The organism is Rhizobium leucaenae USDA 9039 (assembly GCF_000426285.1).
Lineage (GTDB): Bacteria > Pseudomonadota > Alphaproteobacteria > Rhizobiales > Rhizobiaceae > Rhizobium > Rhizobium leucaenae.
Genome location: NZ_AUFB01000004.1, coordinates 300,398 through 314,398, shown reverse-complemented (window position 1 = coordinate 314,398; position 14,001 = coordinate 300,398). Strand labels below are relative to the sequence as shown.

Sequence of the window (14,001 nt, the reverse complement as noted above, 5' to 3'; positions counted from 1 at the left end):
CGCTATTCTCTGTTGTCGAATTCGATAAACTGTTTATACATTGTGTTGAAAGTCCCGGACTAGAGCATCCCCCTTTCAGGTGAATCACCTCGGCGGACAGATGCTCCAGGTTCAAATGTCGAGAGCCCACTTCTGCGTTTAGGCAAACGCTTGGCGCTCTAGAGCTGGAGGACGTCGCGGATCGTCACTCATCCGCGACGCATGGGGAAGTCCGAAGAGACCTGACCATATAGCGCCGCCCCGCGGCGGCAGGTCCTTCGTGGAAGGCTGCAGGCAGATATCACGAACACTTGGCGCGGCAGTTTTGCCGCGGGTGATTTATTGTTCAGGGGGTCCTCCATGCCGATGACGCTGGCGCGTGTCGCATTATTGAGCTGTGCAATTGCTGTTTTCCCGGGATATCAGGTGCTGGCGCAGAATGCGCCGCCCGCGGCACCCGTGACGGTCGCCAAACCCGTGGTCCGCGATGTCATCGACAGCGATGAATTCATCGGGCGCTTCCAGGCAGTCGACGAGGTTTCCGTGCGTTCGCGCATCGGCGGCTATCTGCAGGAGGTGCATTTCCAGGACGGCACCATCGTCAAGCAGGGAGACCTGCTCTTCGTCATCGACCAGCGGCCCTATGTCAACGCGCTGAATGAAGCCACGGCTTCCCTGGAAGTCGCGAAATCGACGCTGACGAACGCCGATGCGCAATTTGCGCGCACGCAGGCATTGGCGGGCACCGGCAGCTTGTCCGCATCCAATCTCGACGACCGCCGCCGTGACCTGATCTCGGCGCAGGCGAACGTCCGCGGAGCGCAGGCGGCTGTCGATCGCGCCTCGCTCGACATGGAATATACCAAAATCACCGCGCCGCTCAGCGGCCGCATCGACCGGCGCCTGATTTCGGTCGGCAATCTCGTACAGGCCGACCAGACCGTTTTGACGACTATCGTTTCGCTTGATCCGATCGATTTCTATTTCGACGTGGATGAGCGCCGCCTGCTTTCCTATGCCGATGAAGCGCGCAAGAACGGCAGCGCCCTGCAGCAGGGCGGCGGTGGCCTCGATGTCACGGTGACGATCGCCGATCCTCGCCAGCAGCCGTTCAAGGGCAAGCTCGATTTCGCGGAAAACCGCGTCGACAACCAGACCGGTACGATCCGCGTGCGCGCTCGCTTCCCCAATCCGAATTTCGTTCTGCAGCCCGGTCTGTTCGGGCGCATCCAGGTTTCCGGTTCCAACAGCTACAAGGCAGTGCTCGTTCCTGACGAGGCCATCGGCGCCGATCAGGATCAGCGCGTCGTCTACGTCGTCGGTGCCGATGGCAGCGTGACGCCGAAGTCCGTGCGGCTTGGGCCGAAGCTCTACGGCTACCGCGTCATCCGCAGCGGCATGACCGGTGACGAAACCATTGTCGTCAATGGGGTGATACGCATCAGGCCCGGCGTCAAAGTCGCGCCGCAAATGATCCAACTGCCCCAGGATGCGACGAATGAAGAGGCGCCGGCCCAAGCGTCGGTCCAGGGGTCGGATCAATGAGATTTTCCCATTTCTTCGTCGACCGGCCGATTTTCGCGTCGGTCCTTTCCATCGTGCTGCTGATCGTCGGCGGCATTGCCTATTTTCAGCTTCCAGTCGCGCAGTATCCGGAGGTGGCGCCGCCGACGATCGTGGTGCGGACCTCTTATCCGGGGGCGGATTCGCAGACCATCGCCGATACCGTAGCAACGCCGATCGAGCAGGAGGTCAACGGTGTCGAGGACATGCTCTACATGTCCTCCTATTCCAGCGCCGACGGTTCGATGTCGCTGACCATCACCTTCAAGCTCGGCACCGATCTCGACAAGGCGCAGGTTCTGGTCCAGAACCGCGTCTCCATCGCCGAACCCCGCTTGCCGGACGAAGTCCGCCGCATCGGCATCACCACGGTCAAAAGCTCGCCCGACCTGATGATGGTCGTGCATCTGCTTTCGCCAAGCAATCGTTATGATCAGCTTTATATCTCCAACTACGCCCGCACGCGCATTCGCGACCTTCTCGTTCGGCTCGACGGCGTCGGCGACGTGCAGCTCTTCGGCGAGCGCCAATATTCCCTGCGTATCTGGCTCGACCCGGAAAAGCTCGCCGCCTACGGCATGACCGCCGGCGATATCGTCCAGGCATTGCGGGATCAGAACGTGCAGGTCTCGGGCGGCTCGATCGGCGGGCCGCCGATTTCGGGCACCAACGCCTTTCAATATACGGTGACGACCCAAGGGCGTTTTTCCGATGCGCGGCAATTCCGCTATGTCATCGTAAAGGCGACGGATAGCGGCCGGCTCGTGCAGTTGCAGGATGTGGCGCGCATCGAGCTCGGCGCGCAGGATTATGTCACCAACAGCTATCTGAACGGCTCTCCCGCCGTTGCGCTCGGCATCTTTGCGCGGCCGGGTACCAATGCGCTTGCCGCTGCCGCGGATATCCAGAAGACGATGAAGGATCTGGCACAGGATTTCCCCCAGGGCCTCGAATACCGCATCGTCTACAATCCGACGGAGTTCATCTCGGAATCGATCAATGAGGTCTACAAGACGATCTTCGAGGCAGCGATCCTTGTTGCCATCGTCGTGCTGGTCTTTCTGCAATCCTGGCGAACGGCGATCATTCCGATCGTCGCCATCCCGGTCTCGCTGATCGGTACCTTCGCCTTTCTTCTCGCCTTCGGCTTCTCGCTGAACATGCTGACGCTGTTCGGCCTGGTGCTTGCCATCGGCATCGTCGTCGATGATGCGATCGTCGTTGTCGAAAATGTCGAGCGCAATCTCGCGCTCGGAATGACGCCGAAAGAGGCGTCGCACGTGACCATGAACGAGGTCGGCACGGCGGTGCTGGCGATTTCGCTGGTGCTTATCGCCGTCTTCCTGCCGACGGCTTTCATTCCCGGCATATCGGGGCAATTCTACCGGCAGTTCGCGGTGACGATTTCCGTTGCGACGGCGATTTCCTGCCTGAATTCGCTGACGCTGTCGCCAGCGATAGCGTCGATTGTGCTGCGCCCGCACGACCATAAGAAATCGACGAACATCTTCTCGCGCTTCGGCCGCGCGCTCGGCAATGGCTTCAACCGGGGTTTCGACCGGATGAGCAGCGGCTATTCCTGGGTCATCAGCCATCTCGTCACGACCTGGGTCGCGCTCGGCTGCGCTCTTATCGTCTTCGTCGGGCTGCTTGGCGCCACTTGGTACATGGCCAAGATCGTGCCGCAGGGTTTCGTGCCGACCATGGACCAGGGCTATGCCATCGTCGTCGTGCAGCTTCCGGACGGCGCCTCGCTTGCACGCACCAACGCTGTCATTCAGAAGGCGACGGAGATCATCAGGAAAACACCGGGCGTCGAAAATGCTGTCGCCTTCGCCGGATTCAACGGCGCGACCTTTACGAATGCCTCGAATTCCGGGGTCATCTTCACGCCCTTCAAATCATTCGAGGAGAGACTGAAAAGCGGCGAGACCGCGAGCAAAATCATCGGTCAGCTCTACGGCAGCCTGCAGGGCATCCAGGAAGCCTTCATTATCGCCATTCCGCCGCCTTCGATCCGCGGCGTCGGCAATTCGGGCGGCTTCAAGATGCAGATCATGGACCGGGAAAATGCCGACATGCGGCGGATTCTTCCGCTTGCCTATCAGCTCATGGGGATCGCCGCGCAGAACAAGAGCGTCAGCGGCGTCTTCACCACCTTCTCGGCCAACAGCCCGGAATATTTCCTCGCGGTCGACCGCGACAAGGCGCGGGCACTGAACGTGCCGATCCCGAATATTTTCGAGACCTTGTCGATCAATCTCGGCACATCCTATGTCAATGACTTCAACGCCTTCGGCCGCGTCTACCAGGTGCGCGCGCAGGCGGATCAGCAATACCGCATGGACCGAGAGGATATTCTCGCTCTGAAGGTTCGCTCGGCCACCGGTGCGCTCGTGCCGCTTGGCACGCTGGTCGACATTCAGGATACGACCGGGCCGACGCTCGTTCAGCGCTATAACATGTATGTCTCGGTTCCCCTTCAGGGCAATCCGGGACCTGGTGTGTCGACCGGCACTGCGCTCGACACGATGGAGGGACTGGCGAAGAATCTGCTGCCGGTGGGCACCACCTTCGAATGGACGGAACTCGCTTACCAGGAAAAGAACACCGGCAATACGGCGGTCTATATCTTCGCGCTGTCGGTCATTTTCGTCTTCCTGGCGCTTTCGGCGCAATATGAAAGCTGGATCCTGCCGCTTGCCATCATCCTGATCGTGCCGCTGGCGGTGCTGGCCGCGCTCATCGGCGTGCATCTGAGGGCCATGGACAATAATATCCTGACGCAGATCGGCCTCATCGTGCTGATCGGCCTTGCGGCGAAGAACGCGATCCTGATCGTGGAATTCGCCCGCCAGGCGCAGTTGGAGGGCAAGAGCGCCGTCGAAGCGGCAATCGAGGCCAGCCATTTGCGCCTGCGGCCGATCCTGATGACCGCCTTCGCCTTTATCTTCGGCGTCGTGCCGCTGATGATCGCCACAGGCCCAGGCGCCGAAATGCGCCAGTCGCTGGGTACTGCGGTCTTCTCGGGCATGCTCGGCGTGACGCTGTTCGGCCTGTTCCTGACGCCGGTGTTCTACGTCGTGCTGCGCAGGCGGCGCAGGCAGGCGGAGGAGGCCGCGGCGGAGGCGTCAGCCCGCGACGCGGCGCAGTGACACCGATCAGAGATGCGGATTGCGTGGCCGGTATTTTTTCACCAGCCGCTGATTGATTTCCTTGGCGCGGGGCATGTTGGCGCTGAGATAGACCGGCGGGTCGCCGTCCTTGCAAAGCTCGGCGGCGACCTCTGCGAAAATAGCGTTCAGCACAGTGGCGCCGATCGCGGTCGACGCCGGCCCGACCTTTAAATCGCTGCCCGGCAGGTCGATGACGGCATCACCCGGCGGCAGGCCGTTGTCGAGGACGATGTCGGCAATATCGGCCAAGCGCCGGCGGCCGTTGGCGATGGCGGCGGAGTAGGCAAGCGAGGTGATGGCGATGACCGTCGCGCCGATCTCGCGGCCGTAATCGGCGGCCTCGATCGGGGCGGCGTTGACGCCGGAATTGGAGGCAATGATCAGCACATCGCCGGGCTGCATGCCGTAGCGCTCGAAAATCGGCCGTATCAGGCCCTCGGTGCGCTCGTAGACCGAGCTGATGACGGCGCCTTCATGCAGCATGGCGGAGCCGACCAGCACGGGGATGGTGAAGGCGAGGCCGCCGGCGCGGTAATGCACCTCTTCCGCGAGCATATGCGAATGGCCGGTGCCGAAGACATAGACGCGCCGGTCGGCGCGCGCTGCCGCACTGATGACCACCGCTGCCTTTTCCATCGGCTCGGCAAGCGTTTCGCGCAAGGTTTCCAGCCGGCCGATGAGGGCGGAGAAATAGCTGTCCGTGACTGCGGTCATTTCCGTGCCTTTCTCGTTGCTGTCTCAGGCCGATGGCTGGCCGGAAATCCATGTACCGGTGACTTCGATGCCGTCATTGATGTGAACCAGATCGGCGCGCGTGCCGGGCGTCAGATATCCGCGGTCGGTGAGCCGCAGGAACTGGGCCGGATAGGACGTCGCCATGCGCAGGGCTTCCGCCAGCGGCAATTCAAGGATGTTGACGCCGTAGCGGATCGTCGAGGCCATATCGACGTCGGAGCCGGCAAGCGTGCCGTCGTCCAGCGTCAGCTTCGAGCAATAGCCGCCCTTGGTGCGATAGACCGTGCGGCCGTTCAGGGTAAAGCTCGGAAGGTCGGTGCCGACGAGCGACATGGCGTCGGTGACGAAGAACAGCCGGCCTTCGCCGCGCTTGGCGCGCAGCGCGATGCGCAGGGCTCGCGGATCGACATGGTGGCCGTCGGCGATGATGCCGCACCAGGGCGCGGGATGGTCGATCGCGGCTCCGACGAGACCCGGGGCGCGATGGCCCATCTGGCTCATGGCGTTGAAGAGATGGGTGACGCCGCGGGCGCCGGCGTCGAAACGGGCATCGGCCGCTTCCGCTGTGCAGTCGCTGTGGCCGATGCTGACGATGACGCCGCCTTCGTTCAGCGCCTGTACCTGGCGTTCGGTCACCTGCTCGGCCGCCATGGTGATCAGCAGAGTGCCGATCGCCTCGCGGGCGCGGATGAAGGTCTTGACGTCTCTGTCTTCGACCGGGCGCATCAGTTCGGCGAGATGCGCACCCTTGCGGGCCGGCGCCAGATGCGGACCTTCGAGATGCAGGCCGGCGACGCCGCGATTGGCCGTGACGGCCTCGATGGCCGCTTCGATCGCCGCCGTCGTTGCGGCTGCCACATCGGTGATCAGCGTCGGCAGCACCGATGTCGTGCCGTAGGGACGGTGCCCCTCGGTGATCATGTACATGGATTCGGGCGAGGGCTCGTCGTTCAGCATGCGGCCGCCGCCGCCGTTCACCTGCGCATCGATGAAGCCGGGGGCAAGCACCCCGCCATTCAGCCGGATCGTCTCGGCATTGTCAGGCACGTCGTTCGCGCCTGTGATGGCATGCACGCGGCCATTGCCGATCACCAGCGCACTGTCCTCATGAAACCGGTCGCCATCGAAGATGCGGGCGCCGATAAAGACCTTGTAGTCCATCACATGGTCTCCGTTACCTTAAGAAGATTAGCCGGCTTATCCGGATCGAAACCCTTGCGCCGTGTCACGGACTCGATGAGGCGATAATAGCAGAGCAGCGACACCAGCGGGTCGAGCAGGCCGTTGCCGGTGGTAGGCATACGAAGGTTGATGCCCGGTAGGGGTGCGTTGGAGAAGGATACCGCCGTGGCGCCGAGCTTCTGCAGGCGCTCCAGCGCCTGAGCGTTGTTGGCAAAGGCTGCATCGTCGGGCGAAAAGGCGACGATTGGAAAGCCGGGCTGCACCAACCGCATCGGCCCATGCATCAGTTCGGCAAGCGAAAAGGCTTCGGCATGCAGGCCGGAGGTTTCCTTGGCCTTCAGCGCTGCCTCCAGCGCAATGGCGAAGGCGGGACCGCGGCCACCGGTATAAAGCGATGTGGCGTTAAAGAGCACGTCCTCGGCGGCCTTGCCGTCGATCCCCGATGTCGCGGCAAGCGCTTCCGGCAATTTGGCGAGGCCGCCGGCAAGCGCCTGGTCTTTCGAGATTGCCGCAGTAACGCCGGCAAGTGCCGCGACCGATGCAATGAAGGATTTCGTGGCGGCGACGCTTTTTTCCGGACCGGCGTTGAGGCCGAGCACGATGTCGGCCTCCTTGGCAAGCGGGCTGTCGGTGACATTGACGACGGCGATCGTGGTGGCGCCGCCCTGCTTGGCGGCAGCCTGCAGCGCAATGATGTCCGGGCTGCCGCCGGATTGCGATACGGTGAAGTGGATGCCGCCCTTCAGGTGCAGAGGGGCGCCGTAGACCGAGGCGATCGAAGGCCCGACCGAGGCGACGGGAATGCCATGGGAGATTTCGAAGAGATATTTGAAGAAAGTGGCGGCATGGTCGGAAGAACCGCGCGCCGCCGTGGTGATCACCGTCGGGCGGTTGGAGGCGAAGAGCTTCGCAATTTCCGCAAAGACGGGCTTTTCTTTCTCAAGCAGGGCCGCGACGACATCCGGCGACTGGCCGGCTTCCGTCAGCATCAGGGATTGGGTCTCGCTCATAGGTCATCTCCAATTCTCAATTCGGCAACGAAATCGTAGGCATCGCCGCGATAATGCGAGCGGGTGTATTCAACGACGCGCTGGTCTTCCAGGCGTGAAATACGTTCGATCAAAAGCGCGGGCGCGCCGGCTTTGACGTTGAGGATCGACGCGGAGGTCGGATCGAGCGTCACCGCTGTCAACCGCTGCAGAGCCCGGACCGGCTTGAAGCCATTCCCGGCCAGCGCATCATAGAGCGAACCCTCTGAAACCGCATCCTCGCCGAGAAATTTGACCGGAACGACGGCGCGTTCGATGGCGAGCGGCTGGCCGTCCGCGAGGCGCAGGCGATCGAGCCGCAGCACAGGTTCGTCCAGGCCGAGACCGAGCAGGAAGGATTCTTCCGGGGCGGGCGCGCTGACCGTACGCGAGAGAATCTTTGCGGCCGGCTCGCGGCCGCGCGAGCGCATATCGGCCGAGAAGGAGGAGAGGCGCCAGAGCGGTTGTTCGATGCGCTCGACACGCTGCGACACGAAAGTGCCGCTGCCATGGCGCGACTCGATCGCCCCGGAGGCCAGCAGATCGCGATAGGCGGTGCGGACCGTGACGCGGCCGACCTGCAGCGCCTCAGCCAGATCGCGCTCGCCCGGCAGGGCCGTTCCCGATTTCAGCAGGCCTTCCTGGATGAGGCCGGTCAGCGCCTGCGCCAGGCGTTTGTACAACGGGCCGGTCCTGGCCTCATCGCGCAGACCACGACTGTTCAATTCAGCGATCAAACTGGTTCTGTCCATGGGTTCTTTATAGAACCTATTTAGAACCAATCTGCAAGATGAATCTGGCCTCCGGGCTAAAATGAATAGCCTGGGTGCTATCTGCACCCAGGCGACAAGTCAGGGATAGCGGTGCCTTCAGCTCAATTCTTGGTGAAAATGTAATCCGTTTCCTGTCGCAGCACTTCGCCAGGGCGAAGCACGGCGTTCGGGAAGCCCTGGTGGTTTATGGCATCCGGCCAGACCTGCGTTTCAAGGCAGAAACCTGCAAAGGGGCCGATCTTGCGGCCGTCGTGACCGGGGACGGGAACATCCAGCTTGAAACCCGCATAGAACTGCACGCCCGGCTCGGTCGTGCGCACCTCAAGCGAAACACCGGAATTGACGCTGCGTGCCAGCACCACCGAGCGCTTGGCGGTCCGCTCGGACGACAGGCAGAAATTATGGTCGTAGAGCGCCTGTTCGGCCCCATCGAAGCGCATCATCGGCGCCATTTCGCGGAAATCGAAGACGGTGCCGGCGACGGGGCGCACTTCGCCCGTCGGTATCTGCTTTTCGTCCGTTGGCGTATAGTGATCTGCAGCGATCATGATGTCGTGGCCGAGTGCGTCGTCACGGCCATCGAGGTTGAAATAGGCGTGTTGGCAGACATTGGCGAGCGTCGGCTTATCGGTCGTCGATTCGTAGGTGACCGAGAATTCGCCGTTGCCATGCACCCAATAGGTCGCCTGAATGGTGCAATTGCCGGGATAGCCGGCGCGGCCGTCGGGATCGACGATTTTCAGGACGACGCGGTCGACGGCGTGTTCGACGATCGTCCAGTTGCGCTTGGCGGTATTGTCCTTGCCGCCGTGCAGATGGGTGACGCCTTTTTCGTTGAGGTCGAGCTGATAGTCCTTACCGTCCAGCGTGAAATGGCCGGCGCCGATGCGGTTGGCGCAGCGGCCGGGCGTGGCGCCGAAATAGGAGGAGTGGGCCGGATAATCGTCGAAGTTATCGAAGCCGAGCAGAAGGGCGGGGCTATGGCCTTCCAGCCGCAGGTCCTGAATGACGGCACCCCAGGTCATGATATGGGCCGTCAAGCCGCCGCCCGCTATTCTGACGCGATATACCGTTTCTCCATCCGCAGTCGTTCCGAAAACTTCTCGCTCCAAATTGTCGTTCGTCATATCAGCTCATCCGTTCCTATCGAAAATTCGAGGCCAGACCCTGCCCCCATTTGCGTCGGTCCGCAACCGGTTCGATCGCGAAATTTAGGGGCGGGCAGAGGGGGATCAAGGCTGCATACGGTGTTCGCCGATAGCTTCGGATTGGCAAATTGCGCCGCAAATGTGCAGCGCATACGACAGGCAGCCGATTTTCCCATTCTCTGTGCTTGCTTTGCCTATACCGAGCAAGAGTGCTCGTTGCCTGATTTGTGAAGATGTGCGTTCGAGCTACGCCTTGTCGTAAAGAAGTTTAGCTGCCCGCCTGCTGAAAAACGTTCTGATCGATTGTTTCGACCCGTTCGCTTTTTCGGTTATCATGATCACCATCAACCTATCGCCGCGAATGGCAAGAAGGATATCGAACGCCTTTTGGCTATATTTTCCTGTCGGGACGTCCCATTGGCCTGTGCCTGCCGCGTAGCTCACATTTCCGCTTCTGCTCGTCTCCGCCGTGGCGCTCCAGCCGTTGTTTGCGCTGATCATCATGAATTTGCCCTGCCTTACTATTCCCACAAGGCATTTTTCGCATGGACCGGCGTCGGAATGGATCTGCTCCCACTGGCCGGAGAAGTTACCTTGCTCCGATCTTGCCGGCTGCGAGACCGACAAAACGGTTGAGATGAAGAGAAGCAATTTAACAGCGTGGCGCACGCACATCTCCGCCAATTTCCCGCGATTCGAGATAGTATTCACCAATACTGAATGTTTCTTTCTACAGCGGGTTGTGGTGGTTTGGTGGCATTTCGGCTTGCAAAAGCTGCGGCTGCCCCGAGGAGACGTAGCTCAGCGCGACAGTTCCCGCGTCGCCTTCTCCAAGCCGCCGAGCGTCAGAGGATACATTCGGTCGCCAAACAGGCGCCGGATGATCGAGATCGAGGTGGTATGGCTCCAATAGTCTTCGGGCACGGGATTGAGCCAGACGCATTTGCGGAAATGGCCGGTGATGCGGCTGAGCCAGATATCGCCGGCCTCCTTGTTCCAATGTTCTACCGAGCCGCCGGGATGGGTGATCTCATAGGGGCTCATCGAAGCATCGCCGACGAAAACGACGCGATAATCGGGGCCGAAGGTGCGGATCAGATCGGTCGTTGCCGTGACATCGGCGCGCCGGCGGCGATTGTCCTTCCACACGCCTTCATAGAGACAGTTGTGGAAGTAGAAATATTCCATGTGCCGGAATTCGGCGCGGGCTGCGGAGAATAGTTCCTCGACCACGCGGATATGGTCGTCCATCGAGCCGCCGACATCGAAGAACATCAGCAGTTTGACGGCATTGCGCCGCTCCGGCCTGGTCTGGACGTCGAGATAGCCGTGCTCGGCGGTTGAGCGGATCGTTCCGGAGAGGTCGAGTTCTTCGGCCGCCCCTTCGCGCACCCAGCGACGGAGTCGTTTCAGCGCCACCTTGATGTTGCGGGTGCCAAGCTCGACGCTGTCATCGAAATTTTGAAATTCGCGGCGATCCCAGACTTTCGCCGCTTTGCGGTGACGGGAGGCTTCCTGACCGATGCGCACGCCTTCCGGGTTATAGCCATAGGCGCCGAACGGCGACGTGCCCGCCGTACCGATCCATTTCGAGCCGCCCTGATCTCGGCCCTTCTGCTCGGCAAGACGCTGACGCAGGGTCTCCCTCAGCTTTTCGAAGCCGCCGAGCGCCTCGACCAGCTTCTTTTCCTCATCCGCCAGATGTCTTTCGGCGAGCTTGCGCAGCCATTCGTCGGGGATAGCAACCGCCTCGGCCGGCACTCCGTCGTTGCCGACGGCCTCCACCCCGCGAAAATAATCCGCAAACACCTGATCGAAGCGGTCGATGAAGCGCTCGTCCTTGATCAGCGCCGTGCGAGCCAGATAATAAAAGGCCTCGACGTCGTAATCGGCGATCCCTTCTTCCATTCCCTCCAGAAGCGACAGGAACTCCCGGAGCGTCACCGGAACCTTCGCTTCCTTCAGCTTCAGGAAGAAGGGAATGAACAAGCTCAGAACCTCTCTTGGCCGATCTCCTCGAGATCATAGGGCGTCGTCTGGTAGATCTCGTTGATCCAGTTGCCGAAGAACAGATGCGCATGGCTGCGCCAGCGGTTCTGCGGCGCGATGTCCGGATCGTTATGCGGAAAATAATTATGCGGCATCTTGATCGGCACGCCCGCATTCACGTCCCGAAAATATTCGTCCGCCAGTGAGGTGGAATCATACTCCACGTGATTGAACATGTAGAGCCGGTTGCACGCCTGCTCGTGGACCAGACAGACGCCCATCTCGCTCGATTCCATCAGGATCTGCAATCCCGGCACCTTCTCGATATCGGCGCGGCGTACTTCCGTCCAGCGCGAGACCGGAATGGCGAAATCATCGGAGAAGCCGTTGAGATAGACCGAGGACGGCTTCAAATTCTGGTGGCGATAGACGCCGAAGGCTTTTTCCTTCAGCGTATATTTCGGCACCTTATGGAAATGATAGGCAGCCGCCATTGCGCCCCAGCAGACGTTCATGGTGGAATGGACATTGGTCGTCGTCCAGTCGAAGATCTGCTGCATCTCGTCCCAGTAGGTGACCTCTTCATAATCCAGCAGCTCGATCGGGGCGCCGGTTATGATGAAGCCGTCATACTTGCGGTGCTTCACCTCCTCCCAGGTCTCGTAGAAGGCGAGCAGATGCTCTTCCGATGTGTTCTTGGCCTTGTGGCCGCCGACGCGGATCAGCGAAAATTCCACCTGCAAGGGCGAGGCGCCGACAAGGCGCGCCATCTGCACTTCGGTTTTGATCTTGTTCGGCATGAGGTTGAGAAGCCCGATCTGAAGGGGGCGGATATCCTGCCGGATCGCCACCGTTTCGGTCATCACCCGCACGCCCTCGCTCTGGAGGGCTTCGAACGCGGGCAGCGTATCGGGAATCTTGATGGGCATCGTTGTCACTCGACCAAAAACAAAAAAACCGGCCGCGATAAGAATCGCTACCGGTCCGCACGCGGCCCTTTAGCGACTTTTTTAACGTGGCTGCAAGCCGGCCGGCCAAATCACCACGGGAGAAATTCAATAGACCTGCTACCCCGGCGGGTCAATGGGGCAAGCATCGAAGGAAGGCTGGCGGCCGCGCCCTATGTCGGTTGCGGCCTACAGATGTTCAAGGAGAGCCTGCATGCCATAGCCCAGACGCTGCCTGGCGTCCTCGATCGGCAGCCAGAAGAAACGGAAGCCAATCGGATCGCCGCCGCCGAACGGCGTCATTTCGTAGTGAAGCCAGGTGGCAGGCGCCGTCTCGGAGATATGGCAGCGGAAATAGTGCCGGCGATGATGGTGCTCGCGACCTTCCTTCTCGAAACGGTAGTCGTGGACGCCGAGCGGATGGAGTTCGTCTGGCGCAAAACCGGTCTCCTCCTCGAATTCGCGCGCCGCCGCCGTTGCAATATCTTCGCCGAGTTCGACCGTGCCGCCGGGAACCTGGAGCTGGACGGCGGGAAAATCCGGCTCATCGAATACCAGCAGATGCCGGTCGCGCAATGCGTAGATCAAGACCTTAGCGGCATCGGGCTGTATCATTTCCCTTGCCCGCGCGCCATGAAAGCCAGCCGTTCGAAGAGATGGACGTCTTGCTCATTCTTCAACAAGGCCCCGTGCAGCTTCGGCAGTGCGCTTTTCGCATCGGCACGTAGCGTGGCGGGATCGACATCATCGGCGACAAGAAGGCGGATCCAGTCGAGCGCCTCGGAGGTGGAGGGCTTCTTCTTCAACCCCGGCACATCGCGGATCTCGAAAAATTGCGTGAGTGCGGCCCGCACCAGCGTCTGCTTGATGCCGGGATAGTGCACCTCGACGATACGCGTCAGCGTTTCGGCATCGGGAAAGCGAATGTAGTGGAAGAAGCAGCGGCGCAGGAAGGCATCCGGCAGCTCCTTTTCATTATTGGAGGTGATGATGACGATCGGCCTGACCGCGGCGCGGATCGTTTCGCCGGTTTCGTAGACATGGAACTCCATGCGGTCGAGTTCCTGCAATAGATCGTTCGGGAATTCGATGTCGGCCTTGTCGATCTCGTCGATCAGCAGCACGCACTTCTCTGGTGCCGTAAAAGCTTGCCAGAGCTTGCCTTGGCGGATGTAGTTCCTGACATCATTGACGCGGGCATCACCCAATTGGCTGTCGCGCAGGCGGGAGACGGCATCATACTCGTAAAGGCCTTGCTGCGCCTTCGTAGTCGATTTGATATTCCATTCGATGAGGTGGAGACCGAGGGCAGCGGCGAGCTGGCGAGCCAGTTCCGTCTTGCCGGTTCCCGGCTCGCCCTTTACCAAAAGCGGTCGTTCCAGCCGAATTGCGGCATTGACGGCGACCATCAGATCCTTGTCGGCGATATAGTCTGCAGTGCCCTGAAATTGCATTGGAAGGCTTTCATCAATCTTTGGGGC

12 protein-coding genes and 1 riboswitch are annotated in these 14,001 nt (G+C 60.9%); of the genes, 2 read left to right on the top strand and 10 right to left on the bottom strand.

Going from position 1 to position 14,001, the window contains the following annotated elements:
• Nucleotides 1-339: 339 nt before the first annotated feature.
• Both K290_RS0108545 and K290_RS0108540 read left to right on the top strand, forming a co-directional pair.
• Nucleotides 340-1,524: an efflux RND transporter periplasmic adaptor subunit gene (locus tag K290_RS0108545; RefSeq protein WP_028751528.1), complete on the top strand. Its 1,185-nt coding sequence runs from the start codon at nucleotides 340-342 to the stop codon at nucleotides 1,522-1,524.
• Nucleotides 1,521-4,697: an efflux RND transporter permease subunit gene (locus K290_RS0108540; protein ID WP_028751527.1), complete on the top strand. Its 3,177-nt coding sequence runs from the start codon at nucleotides 1,521-1,523 to the stop codon at nucleotides 4,695-4,697. The genes K290_RS0108545 and K290_RS0108540 overlap by 4 nt, the downstream gene beginning before the upstream one ends.
• A gap of 6 nt (nucleotides 4,698-4,703) precedes the next feature.
• Here K290_RS0108540 and K290_RS0108535 read toward each other — a convergent pair whose 3' ends face one another.
• The 10 genes from K290_RS0108535 to K290_RS0108490 form a co-directional block, all read right to left on the bottom strand.
• Nucleotides 4,704-5,432, bottom strand: coding sequence for an SIS domain-containing protein (locus K290_RS0108535; protein WP_028751526.1), 729 nt, complete (start codon nucleotides 5,430-5,432; stop codon nucleotides 4,704-4,706).
• A 24-nt stretch (nucleotides 5,433-5,456) separates the two neighbouring features.
• Nucleotides 5,457-6,614, bottom strand: coding sequence for an N-acetylglucosamine-6-phosphate deacetylase (gene nagA, locus K290_RS0108530; protein WP_028751525.1), 1,158 nt, complete (start codon nucleotides 6,612-6,614; stop codon nucleotides 5,457-5,459).
• A complete protein-coding gene (locus tag K290_RS0108525) occupies nucleotides 6,614-7,645 on the bottom strand; it encodes an SIS domain-containing protein (RefSeq protein WP_028751524.1) in 1,032 nt (343 codons plus the stop codon). The genes nagA and K290_RS0108525 overlap by 1 nt, the downstream gene beginning before the upstream one ends.
• The gene (locus K290_RS0108520; protein ID WP_028751523.1) at nucleotides 7,642-8,415 is read right to left on the bottom strand and encodes a GntR family transcriptional regulator; all 774 of its coding nucleotides are present in this window, start codon (nucleotides 8,413-8,415) and stop codon (nucleotides 7,642-7,644) included. The genes K290_RS0108525 and K290_RS0108520 overlap by 4 nt, the downstream gene beginning before the upstream one ends.
• 122 nt (nucleotides 8,416-8,537) lie before the next feature.
• The gene (locus K290_RS0108515; protein ID WP_028751522.1) at nucleotides 8,538-9,563 is read right to left on the bottom strand and encodes an aldose epimerase family protein; all 1,026 of its coding nucleotides are present in this window, start codon (nucleotides 9,561-9,563) and stop codon (nucleotides 8,538-8,540) included.
• Nucleotides 9,564-9,830: 267 nt separating this feature from the next.
• The gene (locus K290_RS0108510; protein WP_154668569.1) at nucleotides 9,831-10,253 is read right to left on the bottom strand and encodes a hypothetical protein; all 423 of its coding nucleotides are present in this window, start codon (nucleotides 10,251-10,253) and stop codon (nucleotides 9,831-9,833) included.
• Nucleotides 10,254-10,385: 132 nt separating this feature from the next.
• On the bottom strand, nucleotides 10,386-11,573 hold the full coding sequence (locus tag K290_RS0108505) for a vWA domain-containing protein (protein WP_028751520.1): 1,188 nt from the start codon (nucleotides 11,571-11,573) through the stop codon (nucleotides 10,386-10,388).
• A 2-nt stretch (nucleotides 11,574-11,575) separates the two neighbouring features.
• Nucleotides 11,576-12,502, bottom strand: a complete 927-nt coding sequence (gene metA, locus K290_RS0108500; protein WP_028751519.1) for a homoserine O-acetyltransferase MetA — start codon at nucleotides 12,500-12,502, stop codon at nucleotides 11,576-11,578.
• 49 nt (nucleotides 12,503-12,551) lie between these two features.
• Nucleotides 12,552-12,629, bottom strand: a riboswitch (SAM riboswitch).
• A gap of 80 nt (nucleotides 12,630-12,709) precedes the next feature.
• Nucleotides 12,710-13,132 (bottom strand): NUDIX hydrolase, encoded by a 423-nt coding sequence (locus K290_RS0108495; RefSeq protein WP_028751518.1) that lies wholly within the window; start codon nucleotides 13,130-13,132, stop codon nucleotides 12,710-12,712.
• The gene (locus K290_RS0108490; RefSeq protein ID WP_028751517.1) at nucleotides 13,132-13,974 is read right to left on the bottom strand and encodes an AAA family ATPase; all 843 of its coding nucleotides are present in this window, start codon (nucleotides 13,972-13,974) and stop codon (nucleotides 13,132-13,134) included. The genes K290_RS0108495 and K290_RS0108490 overlap by 1 nt, the downstream gene beginning before the upstream one ends.
• Nucleotides 13,975-14,001 lie beyond the last annotated feature (27 nt).